A 19,141-nucleotide genomic window follows, 5' to 3' on the forward strand; every position below is an offset into this window, starting at 1 on the left:
TTAAATATAAAAAATTATTATTTAAAAATCTATTACTTTATCCAAAGCATCGTCCGTATCTTTATGCACAAAGTTAGACTGATAGTTGATAGTCGTAGTAATTGATGAGTGTCTATATAATTTCTGTAACATTTGAATGGGAATTTTATCTCCCGAAATATTACCAAAAGTATGCCTTGCGATGTGCATCGTCAGTTTTTTATATAATCCTGCTTTTTCGGCAATCTTTTCTAAATACTTATTAAATTTTTTATTTGCTGTTTTTGTTTTGGCTAATATATCTTTTTCACTTTTTAGATTCGCTTTTTTTAGTTCTGGAAAAATAAAATCATTGTCATTCAATTTTTGTTCTTTATAGCTTTCAATAATCGGTAAAACTTTATTTGGAAGTTTTAATGATAATAGTTTGTCATTTTTATTCATTCTGTAATGCAATCTTTCATCATAAATATCACTCCATTTTATTTTTAATACATCTGCTACTCTCATTCCTGCTAGATAGAAACTAAACAGCCAAACATTTCTTGCATGCAATTCATGTTCAGTGAGATTATTTAAAGATGCTATCTTTTTCACTTCATCTGGTGACAAGCCTACCTTTTCTGTTTCTGGAAACTTAATTCTAATTTTACCTTTACCAAAAGGATATAATTTACTATCAACTATCCCCTTTCGAATAGCTATATTAAATAGTGTTCTTATAACCACAAGATTATTTGTTATCGAACGTGGTGAATTTTTTCGTTTTACTTTAAGGTATGTTATAAAGTCTTTTAAAAAATCTTCGTTTATTTCTCTAAAGGATAAATTATCTGAACCTGCAAAATTAATAACGTGATTTATTCTTGGTTTATCTGAACCTAAACGTGTTAACTTTTTATTAGCTTCAAGCTCTAATAAAAAGTTTTTACTAATCGTATTAAAACTTTCTTCTTCATTAGGTTTTACAATCTGTTTTTTAATTTGTTTGGAAGAAAACTCTTTGTGAGTTGTTTGTAGCTCAATTACAGTATCACTAGCTTCAGCTAATTTTTTAACAAGCATGTTATTTAATCTTACAGAATTTGGGTGAGATTTTTTTATTTTTCTCTCTACCTCATCCCAATGATGAGATTCGATATAGTGCCCAGTGTAAATAACGTTAGATTTTCTATTTTTTACAATCCTAATCATTAAAGGAAATAGTCCTTCTTTATTAGGTTTTTTACGAAGTATTAATCTTATGCTTGATGCCATTATATGAAAAATTGTATATTTTTAATATGTTGTAAATAAGGGTTCTATAGCAAAAATAACACTTTTAGGTCAAACATAGGTCAAACAAAAGCTAATTTTATAAGGTTTTATATACATTTAAAAATCCTTAAAAATAAAGGTAATAATTTGAAAATCAGCACAGATAGATACAAATCAAACCATTTAAAACTGGATTCAAAATCCAGTTCTTTCGGGAGTGTGGGTTCGATTCCCACCTTGAGTACAAAACCTCAACAAACTTGTTGAGGTTTTTTCTTTTTTAATATCTTTGAACTTCTTCTAAATTATTTTCAAAAAATGGATGATTTTATTCTTTACTTTAAAATGGGCTTAAACCATGTGCTAGATTTTTCTGCATATGATCATATTTTATTTCTAATTGTTTTAGCCGTAGTTTTTAACTTTAATCAATGGAAAAAAGTATTATGGCTTGTCACACTCTTTACAGTTGGTCATTCTGTAACCTTAGCTTTGTCTGCTTACGGAATTCTAAAAATTAAAATGAATTTAATTGAATTCTTAATTCCTGTTACCATTTTTATTACAGGTGTAATTAACATTCTTTATGCAAAAAAAGCATCAAACGGAAAAGATAATATAAACTTACTATTTGCCCTTTTATTTGGACTAATTCATGGACTTGGTTTTTCTAATTATTTTAAAATGATGATTGGTAAAGAAGAAGACAAATTATTTCCTTTAATAGAATTTGCCTTAGGTATAGAGGCAGCACAAATAATTATTGTATTAGGAATTTTAATTATAGGTACAATTCTTCAAAATTTCTTTAAAGTGACCAGAAGAGATTGGATTCTTGTTTGTTCATCAATTGTTATTGGTTTTTCAATTCAAATGATGCTAGATAGGGTCTTTTGGTAAATAATTAACTTGGTATTTCTACAAATATTTTTACTTTCGTTTTATGACAGAAAAAAAACAATTAAAATATGATAAAGCTTACTTAAAAATGGCTTTTGAATGGGGAAAATTATCTCATTGCAAACGCAAGCAAGTTGGCGCTTTAATTGTAAAAGACAGAATGATTATTTCTGATGGATTTAACGGAACTCCTACTGGTTTTGACAACTGTTGTGAAGATGATGAAGGAGTTACAAAATGGGAAGTTTTACATGCAGAAGCAAATGCTATTTTAAAAGTGGCCTCTTCTACACAATCGGCAAAAGGAGCTACTTTATATATTACCTTATCACCTTGTACGCAGTGTAGTAAATTAATTCATCAAGCAGGGATAAAAAGAGTAGTTTACGCAAACGCATACAAAGACACTTCTGGAATAGATTTTTTAGAAAAAGCTGGTGTAGAAATTAAGTATTTACCAAATGAAAAATAAGAATAATCTTCCAATTTACTTCTCTTTAGCAGTGGTTCTTGGTGTTTTAATTGGGGCTTCTTTTGGCGGAAGTTCTACAAATATATTGTCTTTATCTAAAACCTCTTCACAAGAGTTAAAAGTAAAAAGACTTATCAATTTTATTGAAAGAGATTACGTAGATAAGGTAAATACAGATAGCCTTTTAGACGGAGCAATTACACAAATGTTGGGCAAACTCGATCCACATTCTGTATATATTCCTAAAGAAAATTTACAAGCTGTTACAGAAAATATGCAGGGTAATTTTGTTGGAATCGGTGTTCAGTTTAGAATGATTAACGATTCTATTACCGTTATTCAACCAATTAAAGGAGGGCCTAGTATTAAAGCTGGAGTGAAAGCTGGAGACAGAATTTTAATGGCAAATAAAGACACCCTTTTTGGTGAAAAAATAATTAGTGATAACGTTCCTTCTTACTTAAAAGGAAAACCAAATACCAAAGTTGCGCTTCAAATTTATAGAAAAACCAACGATTCTCTTTTTACTGTTGATGTAACTAGAGGAAAAGTAAATATTAAAAGTGTAGATTTAGCCTATATGATTAATGATAGTGTTGGCTATATTAAACTAGATCGTTTTGCAAGAAATACCTATTCTGAATTCAAATCTTCTTTGTCTAATTTAATAGATGATGGAATGACAGATTTAGTACTAGATTTACGTGGAAATGGTGGCGGATTTGTAGACATTGCTAATAGTATTGTTGACGAATTTTTAGAAGACGATAAACTAATTGTTTTTACCAAAAACAATAAAGATCAAGTCGAAGAATCTTTTGCCACCTCAAGAGGCGATTTTGAAAAAGGAGGATTGTATGTTTTAATCGACGAAAATTCTGCGTCTGCATCAGAAATTGTAGCAGGCGCTTTACAAGACAATGATAAAGGAACTATTATTGGACGACGTTCTTTTGGTAAAGGTTTGGTACAAATAGAAATGGATTTAGGTGATGGATCTGCTGTTCGTTTAACAACTGCTCGATATTACACACCTACAGGTCGCTCAATTCAAAAGCCTTATGATCATAAAGGAAATAAAAGTTATTATAGAGAATATCAGCAAAGAATTAATAGTGGAGAGTTACTAAGTAAAGACAGTATAAAAGTAGTAGATTCTCTAAAATACACCACTCCAAAAGGCAAAATTGTTTACGGGGGTGGAGGTATTATTCCAGATGTATTTGTAGCAATAGACACTACTTCTTACATGGCTAGTTACTATTTTAATTCCATTAACAACTTTGCTTTTGACTATGTAGATAATAACCGAAAAGCATTAACAAAATGGGCAATTGCAGATTTTGTTGTTAATTTTGACAAAGATGACGCTGTTTTTAATAAATTTTTATCAGAAATAAAAAACAAAGCTGAACCTTCTTTAAAAACTAAAAAGAATATCAAAAAATACTTGAAAGCATCTATAGCAAACGCACTCTTTGGAGATATCGGTTATTACAGAATCATGCATCTAGATGATAAAATGATTCAAAAAGTTTTAGAGTTGGAAACTAAAAAGGAATAACGTTTCTTTGTACCAATGATTACAATTACAACTTCAGCAAATAAAAAAGTCTATTTTGCCTCAGACCAGCATTTAGGTGCCCCAACTCAAGAAGCCAGTTTTCCTCGTGAAAAAAAGTTTGTTGCTTGGTTAAATGAAGTAAAAAAAGACGCAGAAGCCATTTTCATTTTAGGTGATTTGTTTGATTTTTGGTTTGAGTACAAAACCGTAGTTCCAAAAGGATTTGTTAGAGTTTTAGGAAAACTAGCAGAAATTAAAGATGCTGGAATTCCTATTTATTTTTTTGTTGGTAATCATGATTTATGGATGAATGATTATTTTGAAAAAGAACTAAATATCCCTGTTTTTCATAAACCTCAAGAGTTCTTAATTAATAATAAAAAGTTTTTAATTGGTCATGGTGATGGTTTGGGTCCTGGAGACAAAGGATACAAACGCATGAAAAAAGTCTTTACTTTTCCATTATTTAAATGGATGTTTAAATGGTTACACCCAGATATAGGTGTTAAACTCGGACAATATATGTCTGTAAAAAACAAGTTAATTTCTGGAGATGAAGATGCTAAATTTTTAGGAGAAGAAAATGAATGGTTGGTTCAATATTGTAAAAAAAGACTCTCTGAAAAACATTTTGATTTTTTTGTTTTTGGCCACAGACATTTGCCCTTAGATATTAAACTACAAGAGAACTCTACTTATATCAATTTAGGTGATTGGATTCAGTATTATACTTACGGAGAGTTTTCTAATGAAAAGCTTTCTCTTAAAAAATATTAATTCAAGACTTATAAATCGGCTATGAATCCCTGTACTTTTTTTACACCATCGCATACATTTGGTGTTTGAATTTTTATAAAGGCGTTCTCTATTTTTTTTACTGTCTAAATAGGCTTTTATTACTTTCTCTCCTTCAAAATCAACAAACGCAATTCTAAAAAACAAATCTTGTGCTTTAAAACTAAAATTATCCCTGGTAACATTGCAAATTTGTAATTATCTAAAACATAAGTAGCCAGTTCATAATTCGTTTTTATTCCTAATTTTAAAGCTGTTCTTTGTAAAAATTAAATCCAATTGTCATATAAAATGCTCCCATAGATTTTGTGCACTGTATCCCAATTTTAGAAAATTATTTTATAAATAAATTCAGAAATTCCTTTTAAAATTTCTGAGGAAATAGCCACATAATCTTTTAACATTGATGAATATTCATAAGCTTTTATTACAGAAAATTGTACGGATGATGAAACATAACTAAATGTTTTGCTAAAAAGTGATTTATAGGCGATCTAAAGCAATTTCGTTTCATTTAACACATCATATACTCCCTAACAGAAAACACTTTATTTAGACCGCTAAAGACAATGATTTATTCTGGAAAATATTTTGATATACTTGAAGAAAATGATGCTGTAAAATTTATTTGACAATATATTTTATTCGAATAAACAATTTAAATTTTCTAGACTCAACTAAAAATCTTTTTAAACCCCGTATCAACCACCTTTAGTTATTAAAAATTCAGCTTGAAAAATTAAACAAAAAAAAAAGGATGCTTTCGCATCCTTTTTAATAACTTATTATAAATAAATTTTATAATGCTGAAAAAGTATATTTTTTCATTCCAGGATTTGCTGGATCATCTACAACATTAACTCCTACTATAGGATTGTCTGCGAAAAAAGTTGAAGGAACTGAACCTTCAAACACTTGATAAGAACCGTCAGGCATTACAATATAAATTGTATAACCTGTTGGATTAGGAACAGTACCTTGAGTAAATAAATTTAACGCTAAATAGTTTGGCGCAATAGATGCAGAATTAGGAATTGTACCTAAAAGTCCATTTCCATTTAAAGGAATAGACATTGGTCTTGGATGACCTGCTGCAGAGTTTTGATCGTAATCTGTTACCCAGTTTCCACTAGGGTCAAATTCACTTAAACCAAACCAGAAATTATCTACACCTGTTTCATTAAAAGCTAAAAGCTCTATACTTGTAGGTGAAGGGTCTGGTAAACCAATAAAAGTTACAGAAGTATCGTCTCCTAAAATAACGTTATTATACAAACCTGCTGCTGATGTTAATTTTATAGCATTTGCAATTCCTGTTCCAGTTGGAAAGTTAAAAGCATAGCTAGAAGTACCTGCTGGTAAAATTATCGTTTCATCAGAACCGTTTAAATTGTATTCAATTTTAGTATCTGAATCTAAAACAGATGAAAGAGTAATATTTACTGTTTCTCCAGCAATTCCTGAAGTAACAACAACACCTGCCTTATCTAACTGAGCAGTTGTAACCTTCGTTACATTAGTTACTGGATCATCATCATTTATAGCACAAGAACTAAAAACTAATAGAGTTATTAAAAATAATTTTATTTTATATATATTTTTCATCTTATTAAATTTTATAGTTGATTAATAGTATAAGTAACTGTTCCACCTGCTGTTGATTTATTAACCTCAAGTACAATTAATTGAGAACCATAAACACCAGTTAATCCAGAAAAGTTACCAGAGAATATTTGTGTTTCTGTTGGAGCAACTACGTCTACACTATAATCAATAGATGCATCATTAACTGTCCATGCCCACATTTCTACCGTATAATCTCCGTCTGCCGCTGCACCTGCTAAAGTAACTGTCTCTCCAGAAACTGTTGAACTAGCCCAACTAACATCTACAATCGACCCAGTTGAATCGAATAAAAAGAAGTCTAGATCATTACTTCCAGACCAATTTAATGTAAAAGAGAGATCTCCTACTGTAGTAACAATTGGTGTTGGAATGTCTTTAATAGAGATTGTTCTAGTTGTATCTCCTAAATGCACATAGTAATCTTGGTTTGTGTTAAGATCAACTTCTACATTAGTAATTTCTAATGTAAATTTTTCACTTTCAGAAATACCATCGTCTAAAGCAGTTACATCAAAAAGCATTGCTCTTTGTCCGTTTTGAAATGTAAGTGTTGTAGGAAATGTTGCTTCAGCATCTCCATCTGAAGATGTTACATTCAGAGAAACTGTTACTTCTCCATCAAGAATAGAAGACATTTCTAACCTAAAACTTGTAGTTTCACCTTCAACCAGTTCTGCAGATAAATTATCATCTGTTAAACCAACTTTTACCTCGATTAAGTTATCTCCGTTTAATTCTCCCGGATTTGTAACGCTATCTGTATTATCCTCACAAGAAACAACTAGCAAAGATAAAATAGCGATATAAATTATGTTTTTAATTTTTTTCATATTGAAAATATTTTTAGATTATAATTTTAAATTTAAACGAGCAAACGCTGTTCTACCATTTATACCAAACTGAGAAGTAACTCTAGGGTAAATAAACTGATTATTACTTGTTAAGTTTTCGTTAGAATTATTTGGCGTTTTATCTGGATAAACATCAAAAATGTTACTAGATCCAAATGTAAACGTTAAATCTTCTGTTACATTTATACCAAAAGATAAATCTGTAATAACTTTAGAACCAAATTCTTCATGAAGTCCATCAGGATTGAAAACAGAACCAAAGAAAGAGTTTCTTAAAAACATAGACCATTTTTCTCCTTTAAGAGAGTGGCTTAAACTTCCTTTTACTCTAGGAGTTGCAAATTCTAAGAAATATTGATCTCTTTCTCCAAAGTAAGTATCTATTTGACTTGCTAATTGTTGTGAAGCATGAACATCATCTACTTTTTTAGTTTGAGAATAAGCAAAAGCTAAATCAGTAGTTAAAGAAACATTTCCTAAAACATGTGTTCTGTGAGATACGTTAATATCTAAACCTTTAGTTTCTGTATCAATTGCATTTGAAAAGAATCTTGCTTGTGTAGCATTTGCTTGGTCAAACAACGATTGAAGTTCTCCTGCTTGAGTTGGTCTTGAAAAGTTACCTGTTAAAACTACTCTATCTTCAATTGCAATAAAGTAACCATCTACAGTTAATGTAATATTAGCATCTGGGAACTTTGCAGTTAATCCTAAACTTGTACTAAAAGACTCTTCTTGTTTTAATTGAGGAATTCCTAAAAGCTTAGCAATTCTACTATCGTTAGAGAAAGTCCCTACTTCATTAGGTATACCGTTGATAAAGTTTGTACTTGTAGCGTTAAAATTTTGTTGTTGTAAAGATGGTGCTCTAAAACCTGTACTTGCAGCAGCTCTTACATTAACATTGTCTGTTAATTTATATAAAGTAGCTAATTTCCAGTTTAAAGTTGAACCAAAATCACTATAGTTTTCATAACGTAAAGCTCCTGAAACTAACCATTTGTCTGTAAAATCAGCTTCTAAATCAACATACGCTGAATAGTTGTTTCTATAAGCATTTCTTTCGTTTTCTGGTCTAAAACCTGGAAAAACTTGAATTCCACCGGCTCTAGCATTTCCAAAGAAATCTGTTACTTGTAATGATGCATCACCATTCCAAATGTTTCCATTAATATCATAAGTAGCCCAAGACTCTTCTTGACCTTGCATTATTTGATAGTTTTCTAATCTATACTCAGCACCAAACGCAACGTTTAATCCTTTAAAAGTATCTTCATAAAATCTACTAACATCAAGATTCGTAGTGTTTTGAGAAAAAGAGTACCCACCTGCATCTGCAGATAAAGGAGAGCTAGATAACATAGTAGCGTTTACTGTATTACTGATGTTGTACCCGAAAGAATTTTCTCCCCAAGTATTACTAAAGTCAACATCCCAATCTCCTTGCTTACCTCTAATACCAATTGCAGCAGATTTATCTTTTACATCACTATTGATTTCTGGTAAGAAACCAGCTCTATACAAACCTGTATAGTTTCTAGATTGGTTTGGTGTTCTATAGAAACCACCTGCATTACCATTTCTATAACTCATACCTCCAAAAGCATATACTTCGAAGTTATCATTTATAGGTAATTCCATATTAGCAAAAAACTGACCGCTTCTTAATTGAGACTGTCCTACTCTCATATTAAAGTCAGATCTTGTTAAGTTTCTAGCTTCAAGTTCTGCATCTGTAGTATCTAAACCTAATAAAGATTGTAATTGAGACATTGATGTAGCATTTTGAATATCATTTTTTAATGACAAATCAAAATGTGTAACACCTTGTGCAAAAAATTGAATATCTGAAAAAGAGTATTGAGTAATATCAGATCCTTTTCCGCTATTAAAACCTACCCATTCAACAGAGTTAGCTCCGTTAAAGATATCTCCAGAAAAACCTTCATATCCAGCTCTACTAGATGGTTCTCTTGTAGAAAGCGAACCTGTAAAGTTTATAAAACCTCCTTTATCAGATAAAGGGATACCGTAATTAGCATCAATTTGAAATCCTTCACCGTCTATTCCACCACGTTGGTTATTTGTTTCACTTCCAACATTTGCATTTGCATTTGCCTGAATACTAAAACCTTGATTATCTTTTAAAACAATGTTTATTACACCTGCAATGGCATCAGAACCATATTGTGCAGCTGCACCGTCTTTTAGTAATTCAATTTTTTTGATTGCAAAAGAAGGTATCGCATTCATATCTGTACCTACACTTCCTCTACCAACTGTACTATTTACATTTACTAAAGAAGTATTGTGTCTTCTTTTACCGTTTACCAATACCAATACTTGATCAGGACCTAAGCCTCTTAAAGCAGCAGGATCGATATGATCTGTACCATCAGATATTGTTTGTGTTGTAGAAGTAAATGAAGGCGCCACATAATTAAGAATATCATTTATGCTAACTTGTGGTCCAGCGCTTACTAACTCTGAGATATCGATAATATCAATAGCTACAGGAGTGTCAGCAACTGTTCTATTCTTATTTCTAGACCCCACTAAAACTACTTCATCAAGAGCAACATTGTCTTCTTCTAAAGTAATAGTAAAGAATTTTGTGTCCGAGATCTTTTTTTCTACTGACTTAAATCCCAGAGAAGAAAAAACTAATGTTGATGGTAATTGCTTTACTGTAATAGAAAAACTTCCGTTTTCGTCCGTTGAAACTCCATTTGTAGTTCCTTTTTCTAAAACATTAATGTAAGGCGCTCCTTCGCCATCAGCATTTACTACCTTTCCTTTAATTGTTTGAGCTGAAATAGCTTGTGTAAACAAAAATAAAAAGGCAATAATTAAACTTTTTGAAAAGTTATTGTTTTGCATATAAATTAGATTATTGATTAATAAGTACAAATGTTTGTTTTTTTGCTGACAAAAACAAATATTTTGTTAAGAAAAAGTTAACAAACTTTGTTTTTTTTCATTCTGACAATAGAAAAAACATAGATTTTACCTTTAACCTTCTTTTAACAGATTAATTTTGTTAAAATTGTAGCTTTGTTACCACTTAAAACTTAACACCAAAATATTTATAAAATGGATGTAGATGTAAGAGCTATTAATGAGAAAATCGAAAGAGAAAGTGCCTTTATAGACATTCTTACTTTAGAAATGAATAAAGTAATTGTTGGGCAAAAGCAAATGATCGAAAGTTTGCTAATTGGACTTCTTGGAAATGGTCATATTTTATTAGAGGGAGTTCCTGGTTTGGCAAAAACTTTAGCAATAAACACCTTGTCTAAAGCTGTTCAAGGAAGCTTTAGTAGAGTACAATTTACCCCAGATTTATTACCCGCAGATGTTGTTGGAACCATGATTTACAACATGAAAGAAAACGATTTTGCGATTAAAAAAGGACCTATTTTTGCCAACTTTGTATTGGCTGATGAAATTAACAGAGCACCTGCAAAAGTACAATCGGCTTTATTAGAGGCTATGCAAGAGCGTCAAATTACCATTGGGGACACCACTTTTAAACTAGACGAACCTTTCTTAGTAATGGCAACTCAAAATCCGGTTGAACAAGAAGGGACCTACCCTTTACCAGAAGCACAGGTAGATAGATTTATGCTAAAGGTAGTTATAGATTACCCAAAACTACAAGACGAACAAATTATTATGCGTCAAAATTTATCTGGTGGATTTTCTAAAGTAAACCCAGTAATCTCTGTAGACCAAATTTTAAAAGCAAGGGAAGTTGCAAATGAAGTTTATATGGATGAAAAAATCGAGAAGTATATTCTTGATATTATTTTTGCAACTCGTTATCCAGAAAAATATAACTTACCACAATTAAAAGACCTTATTGGATTTGGAGCTTCTCCAAGGGGAAGTATCAATTTAGCAAAAGCAGCTAAATGCTATGCTTTTATTAAAAGAAGAGGCTATGTGATACCAGAAGATGTAAGGGCGGTAGTTTTTGATGTTTTACGTCATAGAATAGGAATTACTTACGAAGCGGAAGCAGAAAACATAACTTCGGTAGACATTATTAATTCTATTATTAATGAAATTGAAGTACCATAGGCAATTATCAATGAACAATTAAAAGTTTTTAAACTGATAATTGAAAAATGTTAACTGACAATTGAAACAATGGATACTAAAGAAATACTAAAAAAAGTTCGTAAAATAGAGATTAAGACACGTCGTTTGTCTGATCATATTTTTGGAGGTGAATACCACTCATCTTTCAAAGGGCGTGGTATGACTTTTTCTGAAGTGCGTCAATATCAATTTGGTGATGATGTAAGAACTATCGATTGGAATGTTACCGCACGTTATAATGAACCCTATATAAAAGTTTTTGAAGAAGAACGTGAATTAACCATGATGTTGATGGTAGACGTTTCTGGATCTGAACTTTTTGGGACATCAACCCAATTCAAAAAAGACACCGTTACAGAAATTGCAGCAACCTTGGCTTTTTCTGCTACTCAAAATAATGATAAAGTGGGTTTAATTCTTTTTTCTGATGATGTAGAACTTTTTATTCCTCCTAAAAAAGGAAAAAGTCACGTTTTAAGAATTATTAGAGAATTGATAGAATTTAAACCCAAAAGTAAAAAAACGAATATTGCCGCAGCACTAAAGTTTTTATCTAGTATTATGAAGAAAAAAGCAATTGTTTTTATGTTATCTGATTTTATGGATGATGATTATGAAAAAACATTAAAAATTGCTGGCAGTAAACATGATTTAACAGGAATCAGAATTTACGACAAACACGATGAAGAAATGCCTAATCTTGGAATGGTACCCATGTTAGATGCAGAAACCGGTAATGTTCAAATAATAAATACATCATCTAAATCTATAAGAACAAATTATAAAGCAAATGCTTTACGTTTGTCTGATTATTATATAAATACTTTTAAAAGAAGTGGTGCAGGAACTGTTAGCGCAAGGGCAGATGAAAACTACGTGAAAAAATTATTGGGGTATTTTAAACATAAAGGAAGATAGTAATTAAGTTACTTTTTGTAAATGAAAAAACAAATATTATACATATTATTCTTTATTTCTGCTATAAGTTTTGCGCAAAAACCTATGGTAAAAGCAGAAATTGACACCACAAATATTAGAATTGGTGAGCAGTTCAATTTAAAAATTTCTGTAGATGAATCACAAAACGTTATCATTCCTAAACTAAAATTAAAAGGATTAGAAGTTGTAGACTCTACCAAAGTTGATACTATTAAAAATAGTTTGACTATAAAATATATTTTAACAGGTTTTGATAGCGGTGCTTTTTACATTCCACAACAACAAATCTTTGTAAAAAACCAAGCCTTTTTAACAGATTCGTTACTAGTAAATGTGGCAACAGTTGCCATTGATACAACCAAAGTAAAAAAGTTTCCAATAAAATCTATAAAAGCAGAACCCTATGTTTTTGATGATTTTAAAATTTACCTATATATACTTATAGCTGCTCTAGCAATTATTGGTTTCTGGATTTACTGGTTTGTGATCAGAAAAAGAAAAGAGCAAGAAGAAACACCAACCTACAGAACACTTCCTCCTTATGAAGAAGCAATTTATAGGTTAAATGAATTAGATGAAAAATTATTGTGGCAAAACAATAAAGTAAAAGAGTATTATTCTGAATTAACAGAAATTGTACGTGGTTATATTGAGCGTGAATTAAAAGTTCCTGCTTTAGAAAAAACAACTGACGAAGTTTTAGACATGTTAAAAGACTTTAAAGATGCAGAAACCATTCAAACGTCAGAAGAAACCATTAAAAAATTAAAAGATCTATTACGTGAGGCTGATTTGGTAAAATTTGCAAAATCAAAACCATTAGCATTAGAAATTGAAGAAGATAGAAAAGACGCACAAGACATTGTGAGTAATTTAAAACCTAAACCAATTATTGAAGAAAATGATGAATTGGAATAATTTTGAATTTCACAACCCAGAGTTTCTTTGGTTGTTAGTACTAATTCCTTTATTGGCAATTTGGTATTTCTTTATGCGAAAAAAAGATGCAGCTATTTTAACTATACCAAGTATTAGTGGTTTTAAGGCAGATGTTTCAATTTTATCGAAATTAAAACCAGTTTTGTACCTTCTAAGACTACTTGCTTTAGCCGCTATAATTATTGCTTTAGCAAGACCAAGAAACGTTGCTGTAAGTAAAAAAACAAAAACGAATAAAGGAATTGATATTGTAATGGCAATAGACGTTTCTGCAAGTATGTTAGCAAGAGATTTAAAACCCAACAGATTAGAAGCACTTAAAAAAGTTGCTGTAGATTTTGTAGATAGAAGACCTAATGATAGAATAGGAATTGTAGTTTATGCAGGAGAAAGTTTTACACAAACACCTATTACAAGTGATAAAAGTATTGTAAAACGAACTATTTCTGAGTTGAAATGGGGACAATTAGAAGGAGGAACCGCCATAGGAATGGGATTAGGCTCTGCTGTAAATAGACTAAAAGAAAGTACCGCAAAAAGCAAGGTTATTATTTTATTGACGGATGGGGTAAATAATTCTGGAAATATAGACCCAAGAACAGCCACTGAATTAGCAAAAGAATTAGGAATTAAAACTTATACTATTGGAATAGGAACTAATGGAATGGCAGATTTTCCATGGAGTAGAGATCCAAGAACGGGTAAATTACAGTTTAGAAAGCAACAAGTAGAAATTGATGAATCACTGCTAAAAGAAATAGCTTCTGAAACAGATGGAAAATATTTTAGAGCAACAGACAACACGTCTTTAAAAGAAATTTATAATGAAATCGATAAGCTAGAAAAAACAAAGATTGAAGAATTTAAATATTATAATTATCAAGAAAAATTTAGATTTTTTGTCTTTTTAGCTTTAGGATTTTTAGTGCTAGAATTTATATTAAGAAATACGTTATTTAAGAGTTTTATATAAATGTACAGAATAGAAGAACCAATTTATTTTTATTTACTTGCAATCATTCCAGCATTGATTGTTGTTTTTGTGTTGGTTTTATGGTGGAAAAAAAGAACGCAAAAAAAATTTTCTAATCCGGTTTTATTAGAAAAACTAGCGCCAAACACATCAACATTTAAATCGGTTTTAAAGTTAATTATTTTCCTTTTAGGAATTAGCGCTTTAATTATCTCTTTGGTAAACCCAAAAATGGGAACCAAGCTAAAAACCGTAAAAAGAGAAGGAGTAGATATTGTTTTTGCTTTAGATGTTTCTAAAAGTATGCTGGCAAAAGATATTGCGCCAAACAGACTAGAGAAAGCAAAACAAATCATTTCTAAAATCATTGATAAATTAGGTTCCGACAGAGTTGGAATTATTATTTATGCAGGAAATGCTTATCCTCTTTTACCAATTACAACAGATCATGCAGCTGCAAATATGTTTTTGCAAAACGCAAACCCAGATATGGTTTCTAGTCAAGGAACAGATATTAATGGAGCCTTAGAACTGGCAAAAACCTATTATAATAATGACGAGCAAACCAATCGTTTTTTAGTCATTATTTCTGACGGAGAAGACCATCAAGAAGACACCAAACAAGTTGCACAAAACTTAGCTAACGAAGGCGTAAAAATTTACACGGTTGGTGTGGGAACAGAGAACGGAGGACCAATTCCAATGCATGTAAACAATGCACTCGTTGGTTATAAAAAAGACAATAAAGGAGAAACTGTAATCACCAAACGTATGCCCAAAGTATTGCAAGGTATTGCAGATGCAGCCAATGGAAAATACATAGATGGAAATGTTACAGAAAATCCTGTAAAAAACATAGCAGATATTATTGCAAATGCAGAAAAAAATGAATTTGAAACCAAACAGTTTTCAGATTATAAAGATCAATTTCAATGGTTTTTAGCAATTGGAATATTCTTTTTAATTATTGATATTTTCTTATTTGATAAGAAAACAAAATGGTTAAGAAAGGTTGATTTATTTAATGAAGAAAAAGCAAAAAAATAAAATGAAAAAATTACAATACATACTTCTAATTTTCTTGATATTTTTTTCGTCTAAAGAAATTTTAGCTCAAAAAGATTCTATCGCCTTACAGCGTAAAGCAAGAAAATTGGTAAGAGCAGGAAATCAATTGTACCAACAAAAAAGCTACACAGATGCTTCTGTTGCCTATCAAAAAGCATTAGGAAACAATACAAAATACAACAAAGCAACATACAATTTAGGAAATGCTCTGTATCAAAACAAAAATTACAAAGAAGCAGTTCCTCAATACGAATTAACAGCTGAAACAGCTAAAGACAAGACAACAAAAGCAGAAGCTTATCATAATATTGGTAATGCAATGATGGAACAAAAACAATATCAACCTGCTGTAGATGCTTATAAAAATGCTTTAAGAAATAATCCTAATGATGATGAAACTCGTTATAATCTAGCTGTCGCTCAAAAACTATTAGACAAAGAAAAACAACAAAATAAGGACGACAAAAACAAGGACAACAAAGACAAAAAGGATAATAAAGATAAGGACAAGAAAAATAAAGACGATAAAAATAAAGACAAGGATAAAGATAAAAAGGACGGAGACGACAAAGACAAGAAAGACGACAAAGATAAAGACGGAAAAGGAGACAAAGATCAAAAGAAAAATCAAGATCCTAAAAAGAACGAAAAAGATCAGAAACAAAAACCTAAACCGCAACAGGGTAAAATGACACCTCAACAAATTAAGCAATTGTTAGAAAGCTTAAATAACGAAGAGAAAAAAACCCAAAAGAAAATGAATGCTAAAAAGGCTAAAGGGAAAAAGGTAAAACAAGAAAAAGATTGGTAAATTAATCACTTTTAGAAAAGAAGATGAAGTTGAAATTTTACATATCATTATTTATTAGTTTGTTAACACTCTCTGTAACAGCTCAAGAAGCCACTCTTGTTACAAAAGTTAGCAAAAACAAGCTGGGTTTAAACCAACGTTTAAGAATAGAGTTTTCTGTGAACAAACAAGGAGCAGATAATTTTACCCCTCCAAAATTCTCTAATTTTAAAGTGGTTGGAGGCCCAAGTCAATCTGTTAGTCAATCTTGGATCAATGGAAAAGTTAGTTTTTCTCAATCTTACTCATATATTATTCAACCTAAAAGAAAAGGTGAATTAACTATTGGTACTGCAAGCATAGAAATAGGTGGAAAAAAAATTAAATCTAAACCTGTAAAAATTATTGTTTTAGATCCTGTAGAAATTCCAAAAGACCCTAATGACCCCAATTATATAGCGCAGCAAAACATACATTTAGTTGCAGAAATTTCTAAGTCTAGACCTTATGTTGGAGAAGGTATTTATGTAGAGTACAGACTTTATGTTAGTGAAAACATCAGTGTGTATGATACTTCTGTAACAGAAGCACCACAATATAACGGCTTCTGGAATCAAGCAATTACCATAAATGGTTACCCTGTAAAAATGGGGAAATACAACGGAGAAAACTATAGATACATTGTCTTACAAAAAGCATTATTGGTTCCTACAAAAACAGGTAAATTAACCATCGACCCCATGAAAATGGATATTGTTATTGGTGTTCCTACTGGAAAAGCAGATTTCTTTGGAAACGTAATTACAAAAAATATTAGAAGAGAATTTGCTTCTGCTAAAAAAACAATCACACCTAAAAGTCTTCCTTTAGAAGGAAAACCAGAAAACTTTAATGGTGCTGTGGGAGATTTTAATTTTGATGTAACCTTAAGTAAAGATGTTTTAAAAGCCAATGAATCATCACAAATAAAAGTGGTTGTTTCAGGTAAAGGAAACCTAAAACTATTTGAATTACCCATTGTAGAAACACCTGTTGAATTAGAAAAATATCAACCAGAAAGAAAAGAAAAAGTTTCTGTTACTGCTAGTGGTATTTCTGGTTCTGTATCAGATCTATATACGGTTGTTCCACAATATAAAGGAAAATACAAGATACCAAATGTTTCTTTTTCTTACTTCAATCCAAAAGATGAAAAATATAAAACAATCTCTACTGATGATTTTTATGTTGATGTTCTTGAAGGAAAAGAACTAGTAACAGAAGAAACTACTTCTGTAAAAAAACAAAACATTATCACCACTGGTAAAAACTTTAGATACATCCAAACAAAGAGTAATTTTAGTTCTACTAAAACTACAGATTTCTTTAAATCTAATTTATTTTACATATTGTTATTACTGCCTTTAATTGCGATTCCTATTGGTATTTTTATTGCTAAAAAGAACGAAGAAAGAAATAATGACATTATTGGTAATAAATTAAGAAAAGCAGAACGATTGGCAAAGAAATATTTATCTGAAGCACAAAAACAATTAGGAAAAAAAGAAGCCTTTTACGAAGCTTTAGAGCGTGCTTTACACAATTATTTAAAAGCAAAACTAGGAATAGAAACGGCAGACATTAGTAAAGAAAAAATTACGCTTATTTTAAAAGGTAAAAATGTAGACGACCTTACTATAAATCAATTTATAGAAGTCTTACAGAGTTCAGATTTTGCTCGTTATACACCAATAACCAACACAGAAATGGAAGCCGAATTAGAAAAAGCAAAGCAAGTAATTATTCAATTAGATAAACAGTTTTAGATATGAAAAAAATCGTTTTTTTATTCTTGATGATTGCCAGTTCTATAACTGCTCAAAGTGTAGATAGTTTATTTACTACTGCAAATAATTTGTATAAAAATGGTGAGTTTGAAAAAGCTATTAAGAAATACAAAGAAATAGAATCTCAAGATTTAGTTTCATCAGAATTATATTATAATTTAGGAAATTCTTATTACAAACTTAACAAGGTTGGACCAACAATTTACTATTATGAAAAAGCTTTAAAAATAGACCCTTTAAATGAAGATGTAAAAAACAATTTGGTTTTTGCAAAGCGTTTGGCTTTAGATAATATAGAAGAATTACCAAAAACTATTTTACAAAAGTTTAATCAAAATTATTTGCAAAAACTGTCCTATAATCAATGGGCTATTACAGTTGTGCTTTTTTCATTCATAGCAGCCATTTTATTTTTATTCTTTTATTTTGCAAATACTCCTTCTAAAAAAAGATTCTATTTTGTTACTAGTATTATTAGTTTTTTTCTATTAATTTCTTCATTTTTCATCACTTATAATCAATACCAATTCTCTAAAAACAACATCGAAGCAATTGTTTTTGCTGAAAAAACCGAAGTTAGAAATGCACCAACTTTAAACTCTGAAGAAGTCTTCACTTTACATGAAGGTACAAAAATTTATGTTTTAGATGCTGTAGATAATTGGAAAAAGATTAAATTAGCAGATGGAAAACTAGGTTGGATAATTGCCGAAGAAATTAAAGAATTATAAATTAATGAGAAACAGAGTAGCTATCGTCTTAATCTTAATTTTTACACTATTTATTGTGAGTCCCACAATAATTTCTGTTGTAGAAAAGAATTTTGACATTTCTGTTCTTTTTAATATGAATGAAGAAGAAAACAATCATAAAGAAGTTTCTAAACATTTTGATTTAAAATTTTCTGAAACAAAAACTTCTTTACCCACCTTTAATTCCTTAAAAGGAGCTGGTCTATTTAATTACTATTCAAAAAATTACACCAGTATTTCTCAAGAAAACAGCTCTCCTCCTCCAGAACGTCTATAAGATTTCTAATAGATATTACATTTTTTACT

At 30.3% G+C, this 19,141-nt stretch carries 17 protein-coding genes; 13 read left to right on the top strand and 4 right to left on the bottom strand.

Annotated features, from left to right (window positions below; translation table 11 throughout):
• Window positions 1–21 precede the first annotated feature (21 nt).
• The gene (locus tag MC378_RS12340; protein WP_242179069.1) at window positions 22–1,236 is read right to left on the bottom strand and encodes a site-specific integrase; all 1,215 of its coding nucleotides are present in this window, start codon (window positions 1,234–1,236) and stop codon (window positions 22–24) included.
• Between the two features lie 318 nt (window positions 1,237–1,554).
• Between MC378_RS12340 and MC378_RS12345 the strand changes: the two genes are divergently transcribed.
• The 4 genes from MC378_RS12345 to MC378_RS12360 are packed head-to-tail and all read left to right on the top strand — an operon-like array spanning window position 1,555 to window position 4,949.
• Window positions 1,555–2,136: a HupE/UreJ family protein gene (locus MC378_RS12345; protein ID WP_242179070.1), complete on the top strand. Its 582-nt coding sequence runs from the start codon at window positions 1,555–1,557 to the stop codon at window positions 2,134–2,136.
• Between the two features lie 43 nt (window positions 2,137–2,179).
• Window positions 2,180–2,608 (top strand): deoxycytidylate deaminase, encoded by a 429-nt coding sequence (locus MC378_RS12350; RefSeq protein WP_242179071.1) that lies wholly within the window; start codon window positions 2,180–2,182, stop codon window positions 2,606–2,608.
• Complete coding sequence (locus tag MC378_RS12355) at window positions 2,598–4,172, top strand: S41 family peptidase (protein WP_242179072.1); 1,575 nt, start codon at window positions 2,598–2,600, stop codon at window positions 4,170–4,172. Before MC378_RS12350 ends, MC378_RS12355 begins: the two co-directional genes overlap by 11 nt.
• A 15-nt stretch (window positions 4,173–4,187) precedes the next feature.
• Window positions 4,188–4,949 carry a UDP-2,3-diacylglucosamine diphosphatase gene (locus MC378_RS12360; RefSeq protein ID WP_242179073.1) on the top strand — a complete coding sequence of 254 codons (762 nt, stop codon included), beginning with the start codon at window positions 4,188–4,190 and terminating at the stop codon, window positions 4,947–4,949.
• Window positions 4,950–5,765: 816 nt separating this feature from the next.
• Here MC378_RS12360 and MC378_RS12365 read toward each other — a convergent pair.
• From MC378_RS12365 to MC378_RS12375, 3 genes are read right to left on the bottom strand one after another with little or no spacing between them, the layout of a single operon-like run.
• Complete coding sequence (locus MC378_RS12365) at window positions 5,766–6,572, bottom strand: hypothetical protein (RefSeq protein WP_242179074.1); 807 nt, start codon at window positions 6,570–6,572, stop codon at window positions 5,766–5,768.
• Between the two features lie 11 nt (window positions 6,573–6,583).
• Entirely contained in the window at window positions 6,584–7,423 is an 840-nt protein-coding gene (locus MC378_RS12370) for a hypothetical protein (RefSeq protein ID WP_242179075.1), read from the bottom strand.
• A gap of 18 nt (window positions 7,424–7,441) precedes the next feature.
• The gene (locus tag MC378_RS12375) at window positions 7,442–10,324 is read right to left on the bottom strand and encodes a TonB-dependent receptor (RefSeq protein WP_242179076.1); all 2,883 of its coding nucleotides are present in this window, start codon (window positions 10,322–10,324) and stop codon (window positions 7,442–7,444) included.
• A gap of 213 nt (window positions 10,325–10,537) precedes the next feature.
• On the opposite strand from MC378_RS12375, the gene MC378_RS12380 reads away from it, so the two are divergent.
• The 9 genes from MC378_RS12380 to MC378_RS12420 all read left to right on the top strand — a co-directional run bounded on the left by MC378_RS12380 (window position 10,538) and on the right by MC378_RS12420 (window position 19,112).
• Window positions 10,538–11,527 (top strand): AAA family ATPase, encoded by a 990-nt coding sequence (locus MC378_RS12380; RefSeq protein ID WP_242179077.1) that lies wholly within the window; start codon window positions 10,538–10,540, stop codon window positions 11,525–11,527.
• Between the two features lie 69 nt (window positions 11,528–11,596).
• Entirely contained in the window at window positions 11,597–12,466 is an 870-nt protein-coding gene (locus MC378_RS12385; RefSeq protein WP_242179078.1) for a DUF58 domain-containing protein, read from the top strand.
• Window positions 12,467–12,487: 21 nt separating this feature from the next.
• Window positions 12,488–13,405, top strand: a complete 918-nt coding sequence (locus tag MC378_RS12390) for a BatD family protein (RefSeq protein ID WP_242179079.1) — start codon at window positions 12,488–12,490, stop codon at window positions 13,403–13,405.
• Complete coding sequence (locus tag MC378_RS12395) at window positions 13,392–14,399, top strand: vWA domain-containing protein (RefSeq protein WP_242179126.1); 1,008 nt, start codon at window positions 13,392–13,394, stop codon at window positions 14,397–14,399. Before MC378_RS12390 ends, MC378_RS12395 begins: the two co-directional genes overlap by 14 nt.
• Window positions 14,400–15,446 carry a vWA domain-containing protein gene (locus tag MC378_RS12400; RefSeq protein ID WP_242179080.1) on the top strand — a complete coding sequence of 349 codons (1,047 nt, stop codon included), beginning with the start codon at window positions 14,400–14,402 and terminating at the stop codon, window positions 15,444–15,446. It begins immediately after the preceding gene.
• 1 nt (window position 15,447) lies between these two features.
• The gene (locus MC378_RS12405) at window positions 15,448–16,278 is read left to right on the top strand and encodes a tetratricopeptide repeat protein (RefSeq protein ID WP_242179081.1); all 831 of its coding nucleotides are present in this window, start codon (window positions 15,448–15,450) and stop codon (window positions 16,276–16,278) included.
• A gap of 23 nt (window positions 16,279–16,301) precedes the next feature.
• Complete coding sequence (locus MC378_RS12410) at window positions 16,302–18,062, top strand: BatD family protein (RefSeq protein ID WP_242179082.1); 1,761 nt, start codon at window positions 16,302–16,304, stop codon at window positions 18,060–18,062.
• 2 nt (window positions 18,063–18,064) lie between these two features.
• The gene (locus MC378_RS12415; protein WP_242179083.1) at window positions 18,065–18,814 is read left to right on the top strand and encodes a tetratricopeptide repeat protein; all 750 of its coding nucleotides are present in this window, start codon (window positions 18,065–18,067) and stop codon (window positions 18,812–18,814) included.
• A gap of 55 nt (window positions 18,815–18,869) precedes the next feature.
• Window positions 18,870–19,112 (top strand): hypothetical protein, encoded by a 243-nt coding sequence (locus tag MC378_RS12420; RefSeq protein ID WP_242179084.1) that lies wholly within the window; start codon window positions 18,870–18,872, stop codon window positions 19,110–19,112.
• Window positions 19,113–19,141 lie beyond the last annotated feature (29 nt).

Source organism: Polaribacter marinus (genome assembly GCF_022662535.1).
Taxonomy (GTDB): Bacteria; Bacteroidota; Bacteroidia; order Flavobacteriales; family Flavobacteriaceae; genus Polaribacter; species Polaribacter marinus.

Bases quoted from the DNA above. Each gene is read 5' to 3' on its own strand.
- MC378_RS12340 (WP_242179069.1), bottom strand. From the start codon at position 1,236: ATGGCATCAAGCATAAGATTAATACTTCGTAAAAAACCTAATAAAGAA.
- MC378_RS12345 (WP_242179070.1), top strand. From the start codon at position 1,555: ATGGATGATTTTATTCTTTACTTTAAAATGGGCTTAAACCATGTGCTA.
- MC378_RS12350 (WP_242179071.1), top strand. From the start codon at position 2,180: ATGACAGAAAAAAAACAATTAAAATATGATAAAGCTTACTTAAAAATG.
- MC378_RS12355 (WP_242179072.1), top strand. From the start codon at position 2,598: ATGAAAAATAAGAATAATCTTCCAATTTACTTCTCTTTAGCAGTGGTT.
- MC378_RS12360 (WP_242179073.1), top strand. From the start codon at position 4,188: ATGATTACAATTACAACTTCAGCAAATAAAAAAGTCTATTTTGCCTCA.
- MC378_RS12365 (WP_242179074.1), bottom strand. From the start codon at position 6,572: ATGAAAAATATATATAAAATAAAATTATTTTTAATAACTCTATTAGTT.
- MC378_RS12370 (WP_242179075.1), bottom strand. From the start codon at position 7,423: ATGAAAAAAATTAAAAACATAATTTATATCGCTATTTTATCTTTGCTA.
- MC378_RS12375 (WP_242179076.1), bottom strand. From the start codon at position 10,324: ATGCAAAACAATAACTTTTCAAAAAGTTTAATTATTGCCTTTTTATTT.
- MC378_RS12380 (WP_242179077.1), top strand. From the start codon at position 10,538: ATGGATGTAGATGTAAGAGCTATTAATGAGAAAATCGAAAGAGAAAGT.
- MC378_RS12385 (WP_242179078.1), top strand. From the start codon at position 11,597: ATGGATACTAAAGAAATACTAAAAAAAGTTCGTAAAATAGAGATTAAG.
- MC378_RS12390 (WP_242179079.1), top strand. From the start codon at position 12,488: ATGAAAAAACAAATATTATACATATTATTCTTTATTTCTGCTATAAGT.
- MC378_RS12395 (WP_242179126.1), top strand. From the start codon at position 13,392: ATGAATTGGAATAATTTTGAATTTCACAACCCAGAGTTTCTTTGGTTG.
- MC378_RS12400 (WP_242179080.1), top strand. From the start codon at position 14,400: ATGTACAGAATAGAAGAACCAATTTATTTTTATTTACTTGCAATCATT.
- MC378_RS12405 (WP_242179081.1), top strand. From the start codon at position 15,448: ATGAAAAAATTACAATACATACTTCTAATTTTCTTGATATTTTTTTCG.
- MC378_RS12410 (WP_242179082.1), top strand. From the start codon at position 16,302: ATGAAGTTGAAATTTTACATATCATTATTTATTAGTTTGTTAACACTC.
- MC378_RS12415 (WP_242179083.1), top strand. From the start codon at position 18,065: ATGAAAAAAATCGTTTTTTTATTCTTGATGATTGCCAGTTCTATAACT.